The organism is Nostocoides sp., assembly GCF_037045025.1.
In the GTDB taxonomy this organism is placed as follows: Bacteria; Actinomycetota; Actinomycetes; order Actinomycetales; family Dermatophilaceae; genus Nostocoides_A.
This window is the reverse complement of sequence record NZ_JBAOHM010000019.1, coordinates 1-17,727: the sequence shown is the minus strand read 5'-3', so window position 1 is coordinate 17,727 and position 17,727 is coordinate 1. Positions and strand designations below refer to the sequence as shown.

General features: G+C 69.4%; 17 protein-coding genes. 8 read left to right on the top strand and 9 right to left on the bottom strand.

The genetic code is table 11. The annotated features are described in order from the left end of the window. Complete coding sequence (locus tag V9G19_RS27245) at positions 1 to 798, top strand: TIGR02569 family protein (protein ID WP_462288515.1); 798 nt, start codon at positions 1 to 3, stop codon at positions 796 to 798. Here the strand turns inward: V9G19_RS27245 and V9G19_RS27240 are convergent. The 4 genes from V9G19_RS27240 to V9G19_RS27225 all read right to left on the bottom strand — a co-directional run bounded on the left by V9G19_RS27240 (position 782) and on the right by V9G19_RS27225 (position 4,855). After that, positions 782 to 1,279, bottom strand: a complete 498-nt coding sequence (locus tag V9G19_RS27240; protein ID WP_462288514.1) for a DUF309 domain-containing protein — start codon at positions 1,277 to 1,279, stop codon at positions 782 to 784. The two genes, V9G19_RS27245 and V9G19_RS27240, sit on opposite strands and share 17 nt — an antisense overlap. 2 nt (positions 1,280 to 1,281) lie before the next feature. Then, the gene (locus V9G19_RS27235; protein WP_462288513.1) at positions 1,282 to 1,908 is read right to left on the bottom strand and encodes a class II aldolase/adducin family protein; all 627 of its coding nucleotides are present in this window, start codon (positions 1,906 to 1,908) and stop codon (positions 1,282 to 1,284) included. A gap of 59 nt (positions 1,909 to 1,967) precedes the next feature. Beyond that, on the bottom strand, positions 1,968 to 3,392 hold the full coding sequence (gene glnA / locus V9G19_RS27230; RefSeq protein ID WP_462288512.1) for a type I glutamate--ammonia ligase: 1,425 nt from the start codon (positions 3,390 to 3,392) through the stop codon (positions 1,968 to 1,970). A gap of 161 nt (positions 3,393 to 3,553) precedes the next feature. After that, on the bottom strand, positions 3,554 to 4,855 hold the full coding sequence (locus V9G19_RS27225; protein ID WP_462288511.1) for a hypothetical protein: 1,302 nt from the start codon (positions 4,853 to 4,855) through the stop codon (positions 3,554 to 3,556). A gap of 51 nt (positions 4,856 to 4,906) precedes the next feature. Between V9G19_RS27225 and V9G19_RS27220 the strand changes: the two genes are divergently transcribed. The 6 genes from V9G19_RS27220 to V9G19_RS27195 all read left to right on the top strand — a co-directional run bounded on the left by V9G19_RS27220 (position 4,907) and on the right by V9G19_RS27195 (position 12,242). Next, positions 4,907 to 5,071, top strand: coding sequence for a hypothetical protein (locus V9G19_RS27220; protein ID WP_462288510.1), 165 nt, complete (start codon positions 4,907 to 4,909; stop codon positions 5,069 to 5,071). Positions 5,072 to 5,359: 288 nt separating this feature from the next. Next, positions 5,360 to 7,153 (top strand): IS1634 family transposase, encoded by a 1,794-nt coding sequence (locus V9G19_RS27215; RefSeq protein WP_462284342.1) that lies wholly within the window; start codon positions 5,360 to 5,362, stop codon positions 7,151 to 7,153. A 176-nt stretch (positions 7,154 to 7,329) separates the two neighbouring features. After that, a complete protein-coding gene (locus V9G19_RS27210; RefSeq protein WP_462283989.1) occupies positions 7,330 to 8,493 on the top strand; it encodes an IS701 family transposase in 1,164 nt (387 codons plus the stop codon). Between the two features lie 456 nt (positions 8,494 to 8,949). Continuing rightward, entirely contained in the window at positions 8,950 to 10,056 is a 1,107-nt protein-coding gene (locus V9G19_RS27205) for an IS110 family RNA-guided transposase (RefSeq protein ID WP_462284535.1), read from the top strand. A 670-nt stretch (positions 10,057 to 10,726) separates the two neighbouring features. After that, positions 10,727 to 11,485, top strand: a complete 759-nt coding sequence (locus V9G19_RS27200; protein ID WP_462288509.1) for a transposase — start codon at positions 10,727 to 10,729, stop codon at positions 11,483 to 11,485. Continuing rightward, on the top strand, positions 11,430 to 12,242 hold the full coding sequence (locus tag V9G19_RS27195) for a transposase (protein WP_462288508.1): 813 nt from the start codon (positions 11,430 to 11,432) through the stop codon (positions 12,240 to 12,242). Before V9G19_RS27200 ends, V9G19_RS27195 begins: the two co-directional genes overlap by 56 nt. A gap of 149 nt (positions 12,243 to 12,391) precedes the next feature. Here V9G19_RS27195 and V9G19_RS27190 read toward each other — a convergent pair whose 3' ends face one another. Beyond that, a complete protein-coding gene (locus V9G19_RS27190) occupies positions 12,392 to 14,371 on the bottom strand; it encodes an HNH endonuclease (protein ID WP_462288507.1) in 1,980 nt (659 codons plus the stop codon). 191 nt (positions 14,372 to 14,562) lie between these two features. Here V9G19_RS27190 and V9G19_RS27185 point away from each other — a divergent pair, with 191 nt between their 5' ends. Beyond that, complete coding sequence (locus V9G19_RS27185) at positions 14,563 to 15,003, top strand: hypothetical protein (protein WP_462288506.1); 441 nt, start codon at positions 14,563 to 14,565, stop codon at positions 15,001 to 15,003. 185 nt (positions 15,004 to 15,188) lie between these two features. On the opposite strand, the gene V9G19_RS27180 is transcribed toward V9G19_RS27185, so the two are convergent. The 4 genes from V9G19_RS27180 to V9G19_RS27165 form a co-directional block, all read right to left on the bottom strand. Next, positions 15,189 to 16,001: a transposase gene (locus V9G19_RS27180; RefSeq protein WP_462288505.1), complete on the bottom strand. Its 813-nt coding sequence runs from the start codon at positions 15,999 to 16,001 to the stop codon at positions 15,189 to 15,191. Next, positions 15,946 to 16,209, bottom strand: coding sequence for a hypothetical protein (locus tag V9G19_RS27175; protein WP_462288504.1), 264 nt, complete (start codon positions 16,207 to 16,209; stop codon positions 15,946 to 15,948). Before V9G19_RS27175 ends, V9G19_RS27180 begins: the two co-directional genes overlap by 56 nt. Before the next feature lie 161 nt (positions 16,210 to 16,370). Further along, complete coding sequence (locus V9G19_RS27170) at positions 16,371 to 17,186, bottom strand: ExeA family protein (RefSeq protein ID WP_462283669.1); 816 nt, start codon at positions 17,184 to 17,186, stop codon at positions 16,371 to 16,373. Beyond that, positions 17,183 to 17,727 (bottom strand): Mu transposase C-terminal domain-containing protein (locus V9G19_RS27165; protein ID WP_462288503.1); only part of this gene is annotated, 545 nt, incomplete at its 5' end. The genes V9G19_RS27170 and V9G19_RS27165, both read right to left, overlap by 4 nt.

The window sequence follows — 17,727 nt, the reverse complement described above, 5'->3', positions numbered from 1 at the left end:
ATGGATGGGCAGCCGCCGCCGGAGGTGATCGCGGCGTTCGGGGCGCGCGGCGAGCTCGTCCGGTTAGCCGGCGGCTTCCACGGCCGGGCCTGGCGCTGCGGGGACGTTGGCCTCAAGCCCCTGGACCTGCCCCTCGAGTCGCTGGACTGGCACGCCGCCCTGCTGGAGCGTCTGGACGGGCGCAGCGACTTCCGGGTGGCGCCGCTCCTGCGCACCGAGGAGGGGCAGTTGACCGACGGCGGCTGGATCGCGTGGCGCTTCGAACCGGGCCGGCGGCCGGTTCGAGAATGGAGCCGGGTGATCGAGGCGGGCCGGCGATTCCATCGCGCCGTCGCCGACGTGCCGCGCCCGCAGTTCCTGGACCGGCGCGTCGACTGGTGGTCGACGGGGGACCGGGTGGCCTTCGGCGAGCTTGACCCGGCGGGTTTTGCCGGCGTGCCGCTGCTGGACCAGATCCTGCCCCGGCTGACAGCGGCCTGCGAGCCGAGTCAACTCGTGCACGGCGACCTGACCGCGAATGTGCTGGTCGACGACGACCTGCCGCCGCTGGTGATCGATCTGTCGCCGTATTGGCGGCCGTGCCGGTTCGCCGAGGCGGTGGTGGTCGTCGACGCGCTGACCTGGGAGGGCGCCGGCCCCGAGCTGGTCACCGCACATCCCGAGATCGGCGAGCCGAATCTGTTGCGGGCGTTAGTCTTCCGGTTGGTAACGCATGACCTGGGCAGCGCTGGACGATTCTTGCCCGCCGACCTGGAGCGCTACTGCGGAGCGCTCGCGGCCATCACGTCGGTGGCCTGAGCAGCGCCGTGAGGCACGCGCGCTGGGCCTGCTCGCCGGCGATTCCCGCGCGGGCGCAGCTCACCACCGCGCCCAGGTCCAGTCCGTATGCCGCTCCGCCCCCGGCGGAGTGCGCTTCCAGCCGGGCGGCCGCGCGCTCGACGAGGCGCTGCGCGCCGGTGGCGTTGCCGCGGGCGGCATGGGTCAGCGCGACGCAGATCTGGGCGAGCCCTTGCCACAGGTCGCGCTCGGTCGCCGGCGCGGCCTTCCACCGGGCTTCGAGGACTTCGTGGGCGGCGAACGGGCGGCCGTCATCGAGGAGGCCGGCGGCAGCGGCGAGAGCGTCCCGTGGGGGCAGCGGGATCTCGGGGACCGGCTCGACCCCCGCGGCACCATACGGGAGCGGCCGGCCGAGAGCATCCCGTGGCCGGGCCTGGCGGGGCCGGCCGCCGGCGTCCCGGTCCCGGCCGGCTCCCGGCCCGTCGGCGTGGTCCGGCGCCATGCTCAGGACTCGATGATCCGGTCGCGCCACTGCGCCGGGAAGCCGGCGTCGCGGTTGCCGGCCAACAGCAGGCGATAGCTCATCTGGGCAGCCTCCTCGAGATTGAGCGCGCGGCGCAACGCCATCGCGACCGTGTCCCCGAGCGTGGAGCAGCCGTGGTGGTCGAGGATGACCGCATCGCACCCGCGCGCCGCCTCGGCGGCGGCACGAGCCAGTTGCGTCGAGCCCGCGGGATAGAACGGGACCCGTGCCGCTCGCCCGACATAGAACTGGTGGTCGAGGGTCACGAAGCGGACCGGCTCCTCCAGGGCGGTGACGAGCAGGACGTGCTGCGGGTGGAGGTGGACGATCGCGCCGATGTCGGGGCGAGCGGCATACGTGGCTTGATGCAGTTTCCACTCGATCGAGGCCTGCCGCTCGTCGGCGCCCATGCCCTCCGCGACCGACCCGGCGACGAAGTCGGCCTCGGCCAGCGCATCGAGCCAGGTCCCGCGTTTGGTGACGACGAAGCGGTCGGTGCCCGGGAGGCGCGCAGACAGGTTCCCGCCGGAGGCCTGGACTAGTCCGGCGCGGACCACCCGCTCACCGGCCTCGATGAGTTCGCGGATCAGCCGGGTCTGCGTGCTCATGCCCCGATGCTGCCGTATGCCGCGTCGCTCCCCGGCCGGGTCGGCGGCCAGTTGCGCGCTTAGATGTCGAAGTACATCTCGAACTCGTGCGGGTGCGGGCGGAAGCGGATCGGGTCGACCTCGTTCTTGCGCTTCCAGTCGACCCAGGTGTCGATCAGGTCCTGGGTGAAGACATCGCCTTCAAGCAGGAACTCGTGGTCGGCCTCCAGGGCCTCCAGGACCGCGGTCAGCGAGCCGGGGACCTGAGCGATCGCGTCGTGCTCCTCCGGCGGCAGCTCATACAGGTCCTTGTCCACCGGCTCCGGCGGCTCGATCCGGTTCTTGATGCCGTCCAGGCCGGCCATCAGCTGCGCGGCAAAGCACAGGTAGGGGTTGGACGACGGGTCGGGCACGCGGAACTCGATCCGCTTGGCCTTGGGCGAGGTCCCGGTGATCGGGATCCGCACGCACGCCGAGCGGTTCCGGGCGGAATAGACGAGGTTGACCGGAGCCTCATACCCCGGGACGAGCCGGTGGTAGGAGTTGACGGTCGGGTTGGTGAAGGCGAGCAGCGCCGGGGCGTGCTTGAGCAGGCCGCCGATATACCAGCGGGCCAGGTCGGACAGGCCGCCGTAGCCGCGCTCGTCGTAGAACAGCGGCTCGCCGTCCTTCCACAGCGACTGGTGGGTGTGCATGCCCGAGCCGTTGTCGCCGAAGATCGGCTTCGGCATGAACGTGACGGTCTTGCCGAGCTCCCAGACGGTGTTCTTGACGACGTACTTGAACTTCATCATGTCATCGCCCGACTGAAGCAGGGTGTTGAACTTGTAGTTGATCTCCTGCTGGCCGGCGGTGCCGACCTCGTGGTGGCTGCGCTCGACGGTCAGCCCGGCGTCGGCGAGGTTTAAGCAGATCTTGTCGCGGGTGTCGGCGAAGTGGTCGACCGGCGGGACCGGGAAGTAGCCGCCCTTGTAGCGGGTCTTGTAGCCGCGGTTGCCGCCCTCCTCGATCCGCCCGGAGTTCCACGCGGCTTCGATCGACTCGATGAAGTAGTAGCCGGCGTTGGCCTTGGTCTCGAACCGGACGTCGTCGAAGATGTAGAACTCCGCCTCCGCGCCGAAGAACGCCGTGTCGGCGATGCCGGTGGACTTCAGGTAGGCCTCGGCCTTGGCGGCGATATTGCGCGGGTCGCGGCTATAGGGCTCGCCGGTGAACGGGTCGACGATCGAGAAGTTCATGACCAGGGTCTTCTCGGCCCGGAAGGGGTCGAGGAAGGCGGTGGACGGGTCCGGGATGAGCTTCATGTCGGACTCGTGGATCGCCTGGAAGCCGCGGATCGAGGAGCCGTCGAACATCTGGCCGTCGGTGAAGAAGTCGGCGTCGACGCTGGCCGCGGGCACGTTGAAGTGCTGCATGACCCCGGGCAGGTCGCAGAAGCGGATGTCGACGAACTTGACGTCGTTGGCGTCGATGAAAGCCAGGACGTCGTCAGCGGTGCTGAACAAGCGGAAAACCTCCTACTGAGGGGTGTATGGGCGCATCACGCCGGCCCGTGCGTCGCACCGCACGATAGGCGGCGCGGATTACTGGGATTTCACCCGGTTGTTTCGCCGGTGTTACGCACCCCGCTCATCTCGTATGCCGCTCGGCCGCCTCAGGCGCGGCCTCAGCCTGCCTGGTCGGGCTCGGGACCTGGCTCACTGGCGCCGGCCGGCTGGTTCGGCGAGGGGTTGTCGAGGAGGGCGATCAGGTCGGGCAGCGCTGTGGCCACCTCGGAAGGGGGGTTGCTGGCCAGCAGCTTGCGCAGGCTGAGGACGCGGGCCCGCCGCTGAGTCGGGTTCAGGGTTGGGCCGAATGCCGCGATCACCTCCCGCGCATTTCCCGGCTCACCTCGGGCGGCCAACAAGACGGCGAGCAGCAACGGTCCGCGAGGGGTGTCCAGGGTCTGCGGGTTGGCGAGCACGGTTGTTGTCATCGCGTCGATCTCGCCGGCCTCGAGGCGCTCGATGGCCCCGTCGGCGGCGACCTCGGGATTGGCCAGGAACTCGACGAGAGACGCTGCCGTATCGGAATCGGTGAGGTCCATTCCGTTCGCCAGGTGGAGGATGGCCGTGTGCTGTTGGGCCACGGGGCCGGGAGCGGACGCCAGCATGCTGCCCACGGCGTCGTCTCTCAGCTGCGGGTGCTCGCGCAAGTAGTCAACCGACTCAGTCCACGTCGGCGTCCCGATCCACGCCCGGACGACGTCTTGTAGGGAGGCGAGGTCGCGCAGTTCGGCGGCGGCAACCTCGAGACCGCGGGCCTGGGCATCCTCGACCAGGCCTCGAACGCTTCCGAGGTCGGTGGCGAAGACGGTCTCGGCCAGCTCGATCGTATGCAGCAGACCCGCCTCGCCCACGACGTCGGCGTGCTCGACCAGGGCGTCGGCGAGCCGCGCTGGGTCGATGAGACCCTGCTCCAGGACGCCGATCGCGTTCAGGTGTTTGTCGGGGAGCGGGTCGGTGACCCAGGGGGGCAAGCCGGCGGCTGGAAACGCAGCAGCGACCTCGCGGACGAGTAGTCGGGTGCGAACGGTGAAGTCTCGCGGCCCCGCGTCGTCAGGCATCGTCGCCTGGTCAGCGGCAGTCGACAGCGCCGCGGCTGCGCGGTCCGGGACCGCCTGGTGGCTTGCCTTGGCCAGTTCGGCGCCGAAGTGTGCCCGCGCCATCGATGACCGGAGTTCCTCAATCGCCACTTGCCAACGCGGCCAGGCGTCGTCGGCCTCGAGCAGTCCCGTTAGGACCCGGAGCGATGCCGCGAGGTCGGGGGTGTACCGGTCGGGGTAGCGCTCGGCCAGCTCCCGGTAGAGGGTGACGGCTTCCTGCGTCGCGAGCAGCGCCTGCGCGGGCTGCCCGACCTCGGAATAGGCCGTGCCCGCAACGTCTAACCACGTTGCGACCTGCGCTTCTGATGCTTTCGTCCGCTGCATCAGTAGGCGTTTGACCAACGTCAGCCTCAGGCCCGCTAAGGAGGTGGACGGGTGAGGGATGGCGTAGAGAAGGGACTCCAGGAGGCCGATCTCGTCTGGGAGCAGGGCGATTTCGGACCCTACCTGGCTGAACACGGACTGCAGATGGTCCACGACTTCGGGGCGGTCCTTGGCGGCGCGGCCCAGGACGGCGAGTGCCGTGAGAACTTGTGGTGATGTGAGGTTTGCCGACGCGGAGTTGGTCAGAGACGCGTCACGAGTCAGTTCTCGAACGATGAGATGCTCGGCAAGGCGATCGGGTTGCAGCCTGCCTATTGCTGCTGGCTCGCCGGGGTAAAGCTGACGTGCCCAGGTCACCAGGCCAGCATGCTCCCCTAGACCGAAGTTGCGAGTGGTTTGAGGGCTGATCCCCGTTTTGACCTGCAGTGATGCGGCTTCTAACCCCTCGGTGTGTCGTCACTAAAGTGGATCGATCGATCCGGCACGGTGTGATATTTTGGCGGTATGGCGAAACGTGGTGGAGCGGTTCATGTGACCACGCACCGTCGTCACTATGTTGGTAAGGACGGGGTGGCCCGGGACTACGAGACCCACCTGTTGCGGCGTTCCTGGCGGGAGAACGGCAAGGTGCGCAACGAGACGGTCGCGAACCTCTCCCACCTGCCGGCCGAGCTGATCGAGGTGATCCGGGCCTGCCTGGCCGGGCAGGCGTTCATCCCGGCCGACCAGGCCGCCACCATCACCCGCTCCCTGCCGCACGGGCATGTGGCCGCGGTGTGGGCCCAAGCCCGGGCCCTGGGCCTACCCGGGCTACTCGGGCCGCCCGGGCGGGCCCGGGACCTGGCGATGGGGCTGATCATCGCCCGAGTGCTGGCACCCGGCTCGAAGCTGGCGACCATCTCCTGGTGGGCCGACACCACCCTGGGCGTCGACCTCGACCTGGCCGGTGCCTCCACCGACGAGGTCTACGCGGCGATGGACTGGCTACTCGGGCGCCAGGACGCGATCGAGAAGCAGCTGGCCCGGCGCCACCTGGCCGCCGACGCCAACCCCGCCCGGATGGCGCTGTTCGACCTATCGTCCTCGTGGATGGAAGGCAGCCACTGCCCACTGGCCCGGCGCGGCTACTCCCGCGACGGGAAGAAGAACCGCACCCAGATCGAGTACGGGCTGCTGACCGACCCGGCCGGTCGCCCGGTCGCGATCCGGGTCTTCCCCGGCAACACCGCCGACCCCACCGCGTTCATCGAGGCCGTCACCCTGGTGCGGGACACCTTCAAACTCACCGAGATGGTCATGGTCGGCGACCGCGGCATGATCACCACCGCCCGGATCACCGCGATCCGCCACACCAACACCGACCCGGCCACCCGAGCCGACCTCGGCTGGATCACCGCGCTCCGCGCCCCCGCGATCAAAACCCTTGCCGCCGAGGGCGGCCCGCTTCAACCAACCCTGTTCGATGAACACAACCTGGCCGAAATCAGCCACCCCGACTACCCCGGGGAACGGCTGATCGCCTGCCGCAACCCGTTCCTGGCCACCGAACGCGCCCGCAAACGCGAGGACCTGCTCACCGCCACCGAAACCGCCCTGGCCCCCACCCAGCGAGCAGTGGCCGAGGGCCGGCTAGCCGGCGCCGACACGATCGGCCTGCGGGTCGGCAAACTCCTCAACAAATACCGGATGGCCAAACACTTCGACCTGACCATCACCGACACCACCGTGGTGATCACCCGCAAAACCAGCCAGATCGCCGCCGAAGCCGCCCTCGACGGCATCTACGTGCTACGCACCCCAACGCCCGCCGAGACCCTCACCCCCGCCAGCATCGTCCAGGCCTACAAAAACCTCGCCCACGTCGAACGCGACTTCCGCAGCATCAAAGCCACCGACCTCGACCTGCGCCCGATCTACCACCGCCTCGAAGACCGCGTCCGCGCCCACGTCCTGATTGTGATGCTCGCCGCCTACCTGACCTGGCACCTACGCGCCACCCTAGCCCCCCTGACCTACACCGACGAACACCCGCCAACACCCGCCGACCCGGTCGCCCCCGCCCACCGCTCCCCAGCCGCGGACCGCAAAGCCTCCCGACACACCGACGACCACGACCAGCCCGTGCGGTCCTTTCCGGCCCTGCTCAAACACCTCGCCACCCTGACCCGCAACGACCTGCGCTACGGCACCGACCACACCACACCCCTCGTGCCCACCCTGGCCGAACCCACCCCCACCCAACGCCACACCTTCGCCCTCCTAAACGCCCCCATCCCCCTAACCATCAACGGCAAGTAGACAGAACCACCAACACCCAAACCAGCGAACCCCCTGCCCAGCAGGGGGTTCGCCACGTCAACCAGCCGTAACTTCGGCCTAGTACTACAGCCGCATTTATTTGTGGTTGACCGGCGTGTCGTGGATGTCAGACTGATGACTGGGGCCATGGTGCTTATGTGATCAGTGAGGTTTGTGTGGCGGAAGTGGAGTTGTGGGCGGAGGGGCTGGCGGCCGTGCATGCCCGGATCGCGTCGCGGTTCGCGCGGTCTGAGCCGCGGGAGCGGGCGCTGGAGTACGTGCGCGGGTTGCTCTCGCCGGTGGAGCGCAAGAACGGGTGGACGCTGTCGGAGCGGGCCGGAGCGGCGAACCCGGATGGGATGCAACGCCTTCTCGCGGCGGCGGATTGGGACGTGGACCTGGTTCGTGACGACGTGCGTGGGTACGTGGTCGAGCACTTGGGCGACCCGGCCGGGGTGCTGGTCGTGGACGAGACGGGGTTCCTCAAGAAGGGCACGAAGTCGGCCGGGGTGGCCCGGCAGTACTCCGGCACCGCGGGGCGGATCGAGAACAGTCAGATCGGGGTGTTCCTGGCATACGCGACGCCCGTCGCCCGCACGTTCCTGGACCGGGAGCTGTATCTGCCAAAGGCGTGGACCGAGGACCGGGACCGCTGCCGAGAGGCCGGGATCGGCGACGAGGTGGCCTTCGCGACCAAACCGGAGCTAGCGATCGCGATGATCGGTCGGGCATTGGATGCGGGGGTGCCGGCCGGATGGGTCACCGGCGACGAGGTATACGGCCAGCACGGCGGGCTGCGCGCCACCTTGGAGAGTCGTGGCATGCCGTACGTGCTCGCGGTGCCGGTCAACCAGCGCGTCATCGCCCGTGTCGAGACGGACACCGGCGACCGGGTCGCCAAGCTGCGTGCGGACGAACTCGCGAGATCGCTTCCAGCGCAGGCGTTCAAGAAAATCTCCGCAGGCAACGGCGCCAAGGGTCCCCGGCTCTATCACTGGGCCCGCGCCCAGATCCGTCCGCTGGAATCTGCCGATGGCTACTGGCTGCTGGTGCGCCGTTCGATCAGCGACCCCACCGACCTGGCTTACTACCTGTGCTGCGGGCCCGAGGACACGCCGCTGCGCGAGCTTGTCCGTGTCGCCGGGGCCCGCTGGGCCATCGAGGAGACCTTCCAGAGCGCCAAGGGACAGGTCGGCCTGGACCAGTACCAGGTCCGCCGATACGAATCCTGGTACCGGCACATCACCCTGGCCATGCTCGCCCACGCCTTCCTGACCATCACCACCGCGGCCACGGCAACCCCCAAAAAGGGGGCCATCGAGCCAACCCCACGGACCTGATCCCGCTCACCGTCCCCGAGGTCAAACACCTTCTGGCGCAACTGATCTGGAAACACAACCCAGACCCGGCCGAAGTTCTTCACTGGTCATCCTGGCGTCGCCGGCACCAAGCCCGAGCCCGCCGATGTCATTACGCCAGCCGTGGCGCATTCCCATAAATGCGGCTGTAGTACTAGACCCTATGGGGGTTGGCGAGTGTTCCGGGTGTTCGGTCTCGGCAAGGTTCCATTCGCCGGCGCGGGTGATTGTCTGCCATCGCTTGTCGGTGTCAACGTCGTTCATGCTCGCTGCGCTGCGCGTGTTCCACGTTGACTCCTCTGGCGCGTTGGCAGGTTTGGCCCGGGTCCGGTGAGTGGATGATCTTGTGGGGGTTGTGCCCGGAGCCTCGCGTATGCCACAACTCGGGGATCACCTGGCCAGAAGGGCTGGCTGGTGGCCGATGGATAGGAGGCTCCGGTGTTTACCGAGCGTACAAGTCTTGGGTTGGATGTCCACGCCCGGTCGGTGCGGGCGGCCGCGATCGACACGAGGACCGGTGAGGTGATCGAGCGGGTGGTCTGGCCGCGGACCGTGGATGTGGTCGGGTTCGTCACGGATCTGACGCGGCAGCATGGTCCGGTGCTGGTGACCTATGAGGCGGGCCCGACCGGGTATGGCCTGGCGCGGGGGTTGCTAGCCGCTGGTCACCGCACGCAGGTGGCGGCTCCGTCGAAGTTGTTGCGTCCGAGCGGGGAGCGGGTTAAGACCGACCGGCGGGATGCGATGTTGTTGGCGCGGTTGGCCCGCAATGACGACATCGTCGCGGTGACCATCCCGACGCCGGCGCAGGAATCGGCCCGGGATCTGGTCCGGGCCCGCGAGGATGTCCGGGCGGCGTTGATGAGCGCCCGCCACCAGCTGTCGAAGTTGTTGCTGCGGCACGGCTATGTCTACCTGCAGGGCAAGGCCTGGACCGGTGGCCATGACCGGTGGCTGCGCCGGATCGGCACGCACGAGCTGGGGGCTGACGGCGTGGGGACACGGGCCGCGTTCGATGATGGCTACACCGCGGTCACCCAGCTCCTGGCCCGCCGCGACCGGCTCGATGAGCAGATCCTGGCGTTGGCCGCGGACAGCGAGTACACCGCGATCACCCGACGGTTGGGGTGCCTGCGGGGGATCTCGACACTGACGGGGTTCGCGTTAGCGGTGGAGATCGGGGACTGGCACCGGTTGACCGGGTCCTCGATCGGCTCCTACCTCGGGCTGGTGCCGTCCGAGTCGTCCTCCGGCGCCAGCCGGGTCCAAGGAGGGATCACCAAGACCGGCAACAGCCACGCCCGGCGGCTGCTGATCGAGGCCGCCTGGCACCACAAGAAGGCCTACACCCCCGGGAAAACCATGCAGCAACGGTGGGCGCTGGCACCGGCCGTGGCCGCTGAACGCGGTGACGCCGGCAACCGGCGGCTGCACCGGTCCTGGCAGCGGATGACCGCACACAAGAAACGGCACACCGTCGCCAACACCGCCATCGCCCGCGAACTGGCCGGCTGGTGCTGGTCTTTGGCCACCATGGACACCTAACCGCACACCACGCCTCGTTCACGGAACACCCCTGGTGTCCGGGCAGCAGCGCGAGGAGAGAACCAGCGAACCTGCTATGAGTAACCCCGAGCCTTGCCGGGGCGACGCTCGACCCTAGACCAGCCGAGACTCTCCAGCCGAAACCAGGGCCCTGCGGTAACCAACCCGCGTATATCAGACTGACCGCGCGTCGATTGACACGCTGTCTCCCGGCCACCACTTTCCGATGAACGACGAAGCGGGGTCCCCTCCGGCCAGAGAGGACCCCGCTTCACCCTGCCACTTGACAAACGGGCCCTACATATCAGCCGGGGGCTCACACGAGCGCCCGCAGCTTGCCACGCGGGCTGAGTCTCCGCGCCCAATAAGTTGGTAACAGCCACGACTTGCACCAATTCGCTGTCTGCTACGGCATCGACCCCCCGGTCCAGACCTCGGTGCGTCGCGAGGTTTGTCCAATAGACGTGTTCGTGGTCGATAGTCCGATCGAGGACGCGGGACATGTCGATCGGGTCGGTAGGTGCGGCCCCGTCGAGGATGGCGTTCTGAACCCGGATCCGCGGGTAGTGGTCGGGGTGTGCGGCGTGTGATGTGACGAAGGTGCTTGTCCTGCTGGGAGAATCGGGGTTACGAAGCCATCGATCTACCAGTGGGGAGAAGCACCTTGTCGGTGAACAGAGTACGTCGTCGGGGCCGGGTGCGGAAGCGGGTGCGGATCGGCGCGCCGGATGCGTCGCTGACCGCGGTCTCGGGGGTGGCGGCCATCGGTGAGTTCGTGGAGAAGCTGGATGTGGTCGGGCGCTTGGACCGCGAGATTGGGCCGATCAAGACGCGGGAGCGGGGCGCGACGGCCGGGCAGGTGCTGGTCGCTCTGGCGCAGTGCCAGCTGCTCGGCGGGGACGCGCTGGCCGCGTTGGACCGGCAGCGCCAGGATGTGGCCGCGGGCGTGTTGTCGGCGGTGCCGGTGTTGGCCTCGAGCACGGCGGCGGGGTTGGCCCGCCGGTTCGGGCCGGCGCAGCTGGCCGGCCTGGAGGGTGCGGTCGCGGACCTGACCGGTGCCGCGGTCGGGTTGTTGCCGGCGTCCCGCCAGGCGGTGTTGGCGGCGGCGGTGACGGTGGACTTGGATTCCACCGATGTGGAGGTGTACGGGTCGAAGAAGCAGGGCGTGGCCTATAGCTACGCCGGTCAGCGGGCGGGCCGCCCGCATCTGGGGACCTGGGCCGAGGCCGGGTTGACCCTGGCCGCGGAGTTGTTGGCCGGGAATGAGGACGTCCGACCCCGGGCCGCTGGCCTGTTGCGCCGGGTCCTGGCCGGGATCCCCGAGTACATCCGGGCCCAGGCGGCGGCGCGGGATCGGTTGCGGGTGCGCGCGGATGCTGGCTACTTCACCGCCGACCTGGGGGACCGCGGCGGTGACGGCGGGGTGTGACTTCGCGATCGCCGCGAAACGGAACACCGCGATGTGGCGCGCCTACGCCGCGATCGCCGAGGACGCGTGGGCGCCGGCGAGCGGGATGCCCGGCGCGCAGGTCGCCGCGGTCGATTACGCCCCGCAGGGGTGGCCACCGCACACGTACACCATCGTGCGCCGGGTCCGCGTCGCGGCCGAGGACATCTCGGCCGACCCGCGCTCACGGCGTCGGCGCACCATCGACAAGCACCAGCTCACCCTGGCGTTGGAGGGCGCGGCCAGTCACGCCCACGCCGTCTCCTTCATCGTCACCAATATCCCCGCCAACGACCACCCGGGCGACCCCGCCGAGCCGGCCAACCCCACCGAGCCGGCCGAGCCGGCCGAGCCGGCCGAGCTAGGCGAGGCAGCCGCACCGGTTGCCTCGATCACGCAGGTCGAGTCCTGGTTCCGCCGCCGCACCGACATCGAGGACCGGATCCGGGAAGCCAAACTCGGGGCCGCGCTGCGGCACCTACCCTCGGGCAATCACGCCATCAACACCGTGTGGATGTGGGCTGCCCTGCTCGCCGGGAACATCTCCGTTCTGCTGCAAGCTCTGACCGGGATCGACCAGCGTCACCGCGCCCACGGCGCCCGGCTGCGCCACGAACTGCTCTGCGTCCCAGCCCGTCTGGTCCGCCACGGCCGCCAGCAGACGCTGCGGTTGCCGCCCGGGAAGCAACTCCTGCCCACCGTCTTGGCCCGGATCCGGGCCTTGCCCACCGCGGCCTAGCCCGCGCGCCCCTGCCCCGACAACCCACGGACCCCGAAGACCCGCCTACCCGAGCGCCACCGGGCGATCCACCCTGCCCCAACACCCAAATAGCCACTGCCACAACAAAAATCCAGCTGAAGCTGAGCAACAGCCCACCTAACCGCAACCTACTCGCGGATCCGGGTCTGATCTGACCTCGCCCATCGGGCAGTCGGGTCGCGTCGGCCGCGACGCTGGCCCCAGCCGAGGGCGGGCGGAGCCGCGGACAGATAGGTGTGGCCGGTGGGGGTGGTGACGGCGGTGACGTGGGTGTCGGGGCCGGCCTCGCGGGCGATGTGAGTGTTGCGGTCGGTCTCGGGGCCGGCGGCGTATGCCGCGATCTCGGCGGGCGTCAGCACCCGGGTGGTGAACCCGGGCAGGTCTTTGGTGTAGTTGCAGCGCGCAGATAGGCCCTGGCCGTTGCCGTAGCTGGTGGGGCCGCCTTCGGTGGCGGGCCGAATATGGTCGGCGTGGCGGATGTCGGCCTCGCAGAACGGCATCCGGCAGCGGTCATCCCGCAGGATGAGCAGCGAACGAAGCGGTGGGGGGAAGAGCCGGGCCAGTGATTCGAGGGCGATCAGGTCGCGGCCGTCGGGGCTGGTGAACGCCCGTTGCAGGGTGACCGCCGCGGGGTGGGGCCCCGCGTGCTCTGTCGGTCGGCCGGCGGGGTCGGGGTGGTCGGGGTGGTCACCGTGGTCGGGGTGGGCGCGGTTGCCGGGGTCGAAGTCGGGGTTGTCGCAGCCGGCCAGCAGCCAGTCGCGGACGATGGCGGCGGGGATGGTGCCGTGGCCGAGGACTCGCACCGGAGTGTTTGCTCCGCGACAGCGGGTGCCCTCTCCGGGACGATGCCAGCCGGGGCCGGGTTCGGGAGCAGTTGGCTGGCTTTCGACGCTGTCCTCGGTTGCGATGCCGTCCTCGGTTGCGGTGGGGTCGACGCGGGTGGATTCTGCGTGGGTCGCGGCGCCCTCAATGTGGCAATCCTGGGCTGTGGCCTCCTTCACGGGACTGGCGGCGGCGGGGTCGGGGGACTCCTTCGGCGTGGCCTCTTCGGCGGCCACGGGCTGGTCGGCGGGCGGGGCCTCTTGCCGGTGCGCCGGCGTCGCGCGGGGCCGCCTGGTGGCGGCCTCTTCGGGGGCGCTGCCGGCGGGCGTGGGCTCAGCCGCGGTCGCGGACGTGGTGTCTGCCTCGGCCGTGGTGTTTGACTCGGGTGTGGTGTCTGCCTCGGGCTTGCACGGTTCGGGCTCGGCGGTGGCTGGCTTGCCGGTCTCGGGCGCCGCGGGTGGGGTAGGCGTGAAGAGAGTGGTGACGTCGTTGGCGGTTTTGCCGAAGAGGTTTTCCGGGGTCATCACCAAGGTGACCGCGACCGGGTGAGCCTCGCCGGGCGCCAGGCCGCTGATCCGGGCCAGGGCGGTGTCGGCCAGGACCGCGCTGTAGCTGCGGTCGTTGAGCGGGTCGTTCGGGACGTGTCCAGCGACCACGGCGGTGGCGTGCTGCTTGAGCGCGGCGAACGCGCCCACGATCTCGGACAGCTTCCCGAGGATGGTCAGATAGGCCATCCCGTCCGGGGCGGGCCGAGTCCACGCGCCACGCTCGCGGACCGCGCGGGAGTGGCGCTCAACGACGGCGGCGGGGTTGATCTCGGCCGCGATCTGCGCGGCGGCCGCTTTGAGCTGGTGGTAGCTCAGCACCGGCAACCGGTCGGCGAGCCGCTCATCGAGCGCCTCGATCTGCTCGGGGCTCAAACCGGTGGTTGCCGCGTGGACCGCGCTGGCTTGGGCCGGGGTGATTGCCCCGCGAGTCAGCGCCTGCAAGGTATGCGGCAGCACGCTGGTCAACGCTTGCGCCTGGCTCAAGTGCTGGTCGGCGGTGGCCGGGCTGCACTGCCGCGCGAACGCGAGCTGCGGCGCGATCCCGCGTTGCGCGGCCCGCACCGACTCCCCCGCGGCCTCGGCCGCGTCAGCCTGAGCGTCGGCGAACGCCACGCTGACCCGCGCCTGGGCCGCGCTCAGGGACCCTTTGAGTTGTTCACACACGGCGATCAGGTCGATCCGGGTCGCGGCGGTGCAGCCGCCGTCGCGGCCGTCGACGTCGGCGAGCAGCTCGATCATTGCCCGCAGACAGGCCACCTGATCCGCGCCACCCGCTGAACCCGCTGAACCCGCTGAACCCGGTGATGCGGGTGCTCCGGGCTCACCAGGTGCCACCGGCTCGACCTGATCCGGCCGCGGGAGCGGGAGCGTTGCCGCTGCCGGGTCGTTGTCGGTCCGGCTGCCAGAGTGTCGACAGCAGGGTCAGTGCGTTGAACCTGCCGGGCATCGAGCCGTCGGGATTTCGCCCGGCGGTGAGCGGCGCGGCGGGCCTTGGCGCGGTGCTTGCGTTCGGCGCGTTGCTGGGCGGCGCGCTGCTGGGCGGCGCGTTGGCGGCAGGCGCGGCGTTCTTCGCGCTCGATCTGCTCGATGACGAAAGAGGAGACAAAGCCATCGTCATCGGCGTACTGCGCGAAGCGCTCGTCGATGGGTCGCCATCCGCGGGCGCGCTCGGCGAGGAAGGCCTCGTCCTCGGCGTGCTCGCGTTCGCGCATGTGGGCGGGGATGAGGTCATCGAGGGTGATCAGCCCCAGATGCAACGCCTCCTCCTCGGCCAGCCGGCAGTAGCCCGGCTGGCGCGGATCGCGGAGGCTGAAGGTCATAACAGTAATAATACTTCATTGCCGGCCAGGACACAAGTACAGTTTTATTAATTTACGCTCTGACCCCGGATCCGCGAGTAGGTTGCGAGTAGGCGGGCGGTCGCTGAGCGGACGCTAGATTTTGTGTTGTGGCAGTTGGTATTTCGATGCTGTGGCAGGGTGGATCGCCCGGTGGCGCTCGGGTAGGCGGGTCTTCGGGGTCCGTGGGTTGTCGGGGCAGGGGCGCGCGGGCTAGGCTAGGCCGCGGTGGGCAAGGCCCGGATCCGGGCCAAGACGGTGGGCAGGAGTTGCTTCCCGGGCGGCAACCGCAGCGTCTGCTGGCGGCCGTGGCGGACCAGACGGGCTGGGACGCAGAGCAGTTCGTGGCGCAGCCGGGCGCCGTGGGCGCGGTGACGCTGGTCGATCCCGGTCAGAGCTTGCAGCAGAACGGAGATGTTCCCGGCGAGCAGGGCAGCCCACATCCACACGGTGTTGATGGCGTGATTGCCCGAGGGTAGGTGCCGCAGCGCGGCCCCGAGTTTGGCTTCCCGGATCCGGTCCTCGATGTCGGTGCGGCGGCGGAACCAGGACTCGACCTGCGTGATCGAGGCAACCGGTGCGGCTGCCTCGCCTAGCTCGGCCGGCTCGGCCGGCTCGGCCGGCTCGGTGGGGTTGGCCGGCTCGGCGGGGTCGCCCGGGTGGTCGTTGGCGGGGATATTGGTGACGATGAAGGAGACGGCGTGGGCGTGACTGGCCGCGCCCTCCAACGCCAGGGTGAGCTGGTGCTTGTCGATGGTGCGCCGACGCCGTGAGCGCGGGTCGGCCGAGATGTCCTCGGCCGCGACGCGGACCCGGCGCACGATGGTGTACGTGTGCGGTGGCCACCCCTGCGGGGCGTAATCGACCGCGGCGACCTGCGCACCGGGCATCCCGCTCGCCGCACCCCAGGCGTCCTCGGGGATGGCGGCGTAGGCGCGCCACATCGCGGTGTTCCGTTTCGCGGCGATCGCGAAGTCACACCCCGCCGTCACCGCCGCGGTCCCCCAGGTCGGCGGTGAAGTAGCCAGCATCCGCGCGCACCCGCAACCGATCCCGCGCCGCCGCCTGGGCCCGGATGTACTCGGGGATCCCGGCCAGGACCCGGCGCAACAGGCCAGCGGCCCGGGGCCTCACATCCTCATTCCCGGCCAACAACTCCGCGGCCAGGGTCAACCCGGCCTCGGCCCAGGTCCCCAGATGCGGACGGCCCGCCCGCTGACCGGCGTAGCTATAGGCCACGCCCTGCTTCTTCGACCCGTTGTTGACCGTCGCTCATTCTGCGGATGGCGGCGTCATCGGGTTTGCCGATGGTCTGGGTGTGGAACGGCCCCGTCCGCGGTTGGCGGGCGGGGCCGTGGTCGGCGTGGTGACGGGGTGCTCGGCGTGGTGACGGGGGTTGGTTAGTCCGCGCCGGTTTCGGAGATCGCGATGCGGGCGGCTTTCTCGTCGACGATGTTGGTGTCTTTGGCGAATGCGGCCATCAGGGCGTTGACGGCGAGGTTGTTGATGGCGCGTGGGTATCCTCGGGAGGCGTTGTGGATCAGGGTGATCGCGTCGTTGCTGAAGAGGGTGTCGGTGCGTCCGGCGATCTTGACGTGGTGGGTGATGTAGTCGCTGGTTTCGTCGGGGGTCATCCCGGTGAGGGTGTATCGGACGGCGATGCGTTGGTCGAGGGCGGCGAGCACGCCGAGGCGGAGTCGTTGGCGCAGGGTGGGTTGTCCGACTAGCAGCGCGGCGAACGGGGCGCCGGAGTCCATGCCGTGGTTGGTCATCATGCGGACGGCTTCGAGTTGGGGGTTGTCGAGCAGGTGTGCTTCGTCGAAGACCAGGACGGGGGTGCGGCCGCGTTCGGCGTGTTCGGCGGCGAGGGCCTCGGCGGCTTGGGGGACCAGGGTGGCGGTGTAGAAGGTGGGGGTTTGCCCGAGGGCGGAGGTGATGTGGTGCAGCATGCCGCGGACGCCGACGGAGGGGTTGGGCAGGTAGATGACCACGTGTCGGGAGGTGTCCAGGGCGGCGGTGGCGGCGCGGATGGCGACGGTCTTGCCGGCGCCGACCTCGCCGGTGATCACCCCGAGGGCGTGTTGGCTGATGCACCAGTCGATGCGGGCCATGGCCTCGGCGTGCCCGGCGTGGCGGTGCAGCATCGAGGGGGCCAGGGACCGGCCGAACGGCATGGCCGTGAATCCCCAGTAGGATTGCAGGCGTTGGATACTCACCGGGCCGCGTCCTGCCGCGAGGTGGTGTCGGTGAGCATTTCATCGAGGGACAGTTGCCCGGGGATCTGCTCGGTGGTGGCTTCGGGGCTGTTGGCGTAGAGGGCGTGGAAGCCGATCCGTTCGTCGTCGGCGACGTGGGTGTGGTGGGTGTCGGTGAGCAGGTTCAGGTAGTTGATCCCGGTCGTGGCGGGGGCTGGTTCGGGGGTCTCGGGTCGGGCCTTGGGGTGGGTGTGTCGGGTGATCACGTGTGGGACGGCTTGGCCGTAGGAGCGTCCGCTGTGGCGGACCTCGATCTGTTCGAGGTTGAACGGGGAGAAGACGAGTTCGACCTTGCGTCCGACCAGGGCGGGTTCGACCTGGTAGGTGTTGCCGTGCAGGCTGATGGTGGCGGTCTTGGTGACGGTGCGCAGCTGGGACCATAAGAACGCCTCGGTCAACGCGTCCGCGGCTGGCATGGTCGGGCCGTGCCCGGCGGCCTGCCAGCCGTCGTTCCAGCGGGTCAGTGGGCTCTGACCGGTTTCGGAGTGCACCTGGTGGTGAT

Excerpts from the sequence above, each read along its gene's own strand:
- V9G19_RS27245 (WP_462288515.1), top strand. The coding sequence starts at position 1 with ATGGATGGGCAGCCGCCGCCGGAGGTGATCGCGGCGTTCGGGGCGCGC.
- V9G19_RS27240 (WP_462288514.1), bottom strand. The coding sequence starts at position 1,279 with ATGGCGCCGGACCACGCCGACGGGCCGGGAGCCGGCCGGGACCGGGAC.
- V9G19_RS27235 (WP_462288513.1), bottom strand. The coding sequence starts at position 1,908 with ATGAGCACGCAGACCCGGCTGATCCGCGAACTCATCGAGGCCGGTGAG.
- V9G19_RS27225 (WP_462288511.1), bottom strand. The coding sequence starts at position 4,855 with ATGCAGCGGACGAAAGCATCAGAAGCGCAGGTCGCAACGTGGTTAGAC.
- V9G19_RS27215 (WP_462284342.1), top strand. The coding sequence starts at position 5,360 with ATGGCGAAACGTGGTGGAGCGGTTCATGTGACCACGCACCGTCGTCAC.
- V9G19_RS27195 (WP_462288508.1), top strand. The coding sequence starts at position 11,430 with ATGCTGGCTACTTCACCGCCGACCTGGGGGACCGCGGCGGTGACGGCG.
- V9G19_RS27190 (WP_462288507.1), bottom strand. The coding sequence starts at position 14,371 with ATGATCGAGCTGCTCGCCGACGTCGACGGCCGCGACGGCGGCTGCACC.
- V9G19_RS27180 (WP_462288505.1), bottom strand. The coding sequence starts at position 16,001 with ATGCTGGCTACTTCACCGCCGACCTGGGGGACCGCGGCGGTGACGGCG.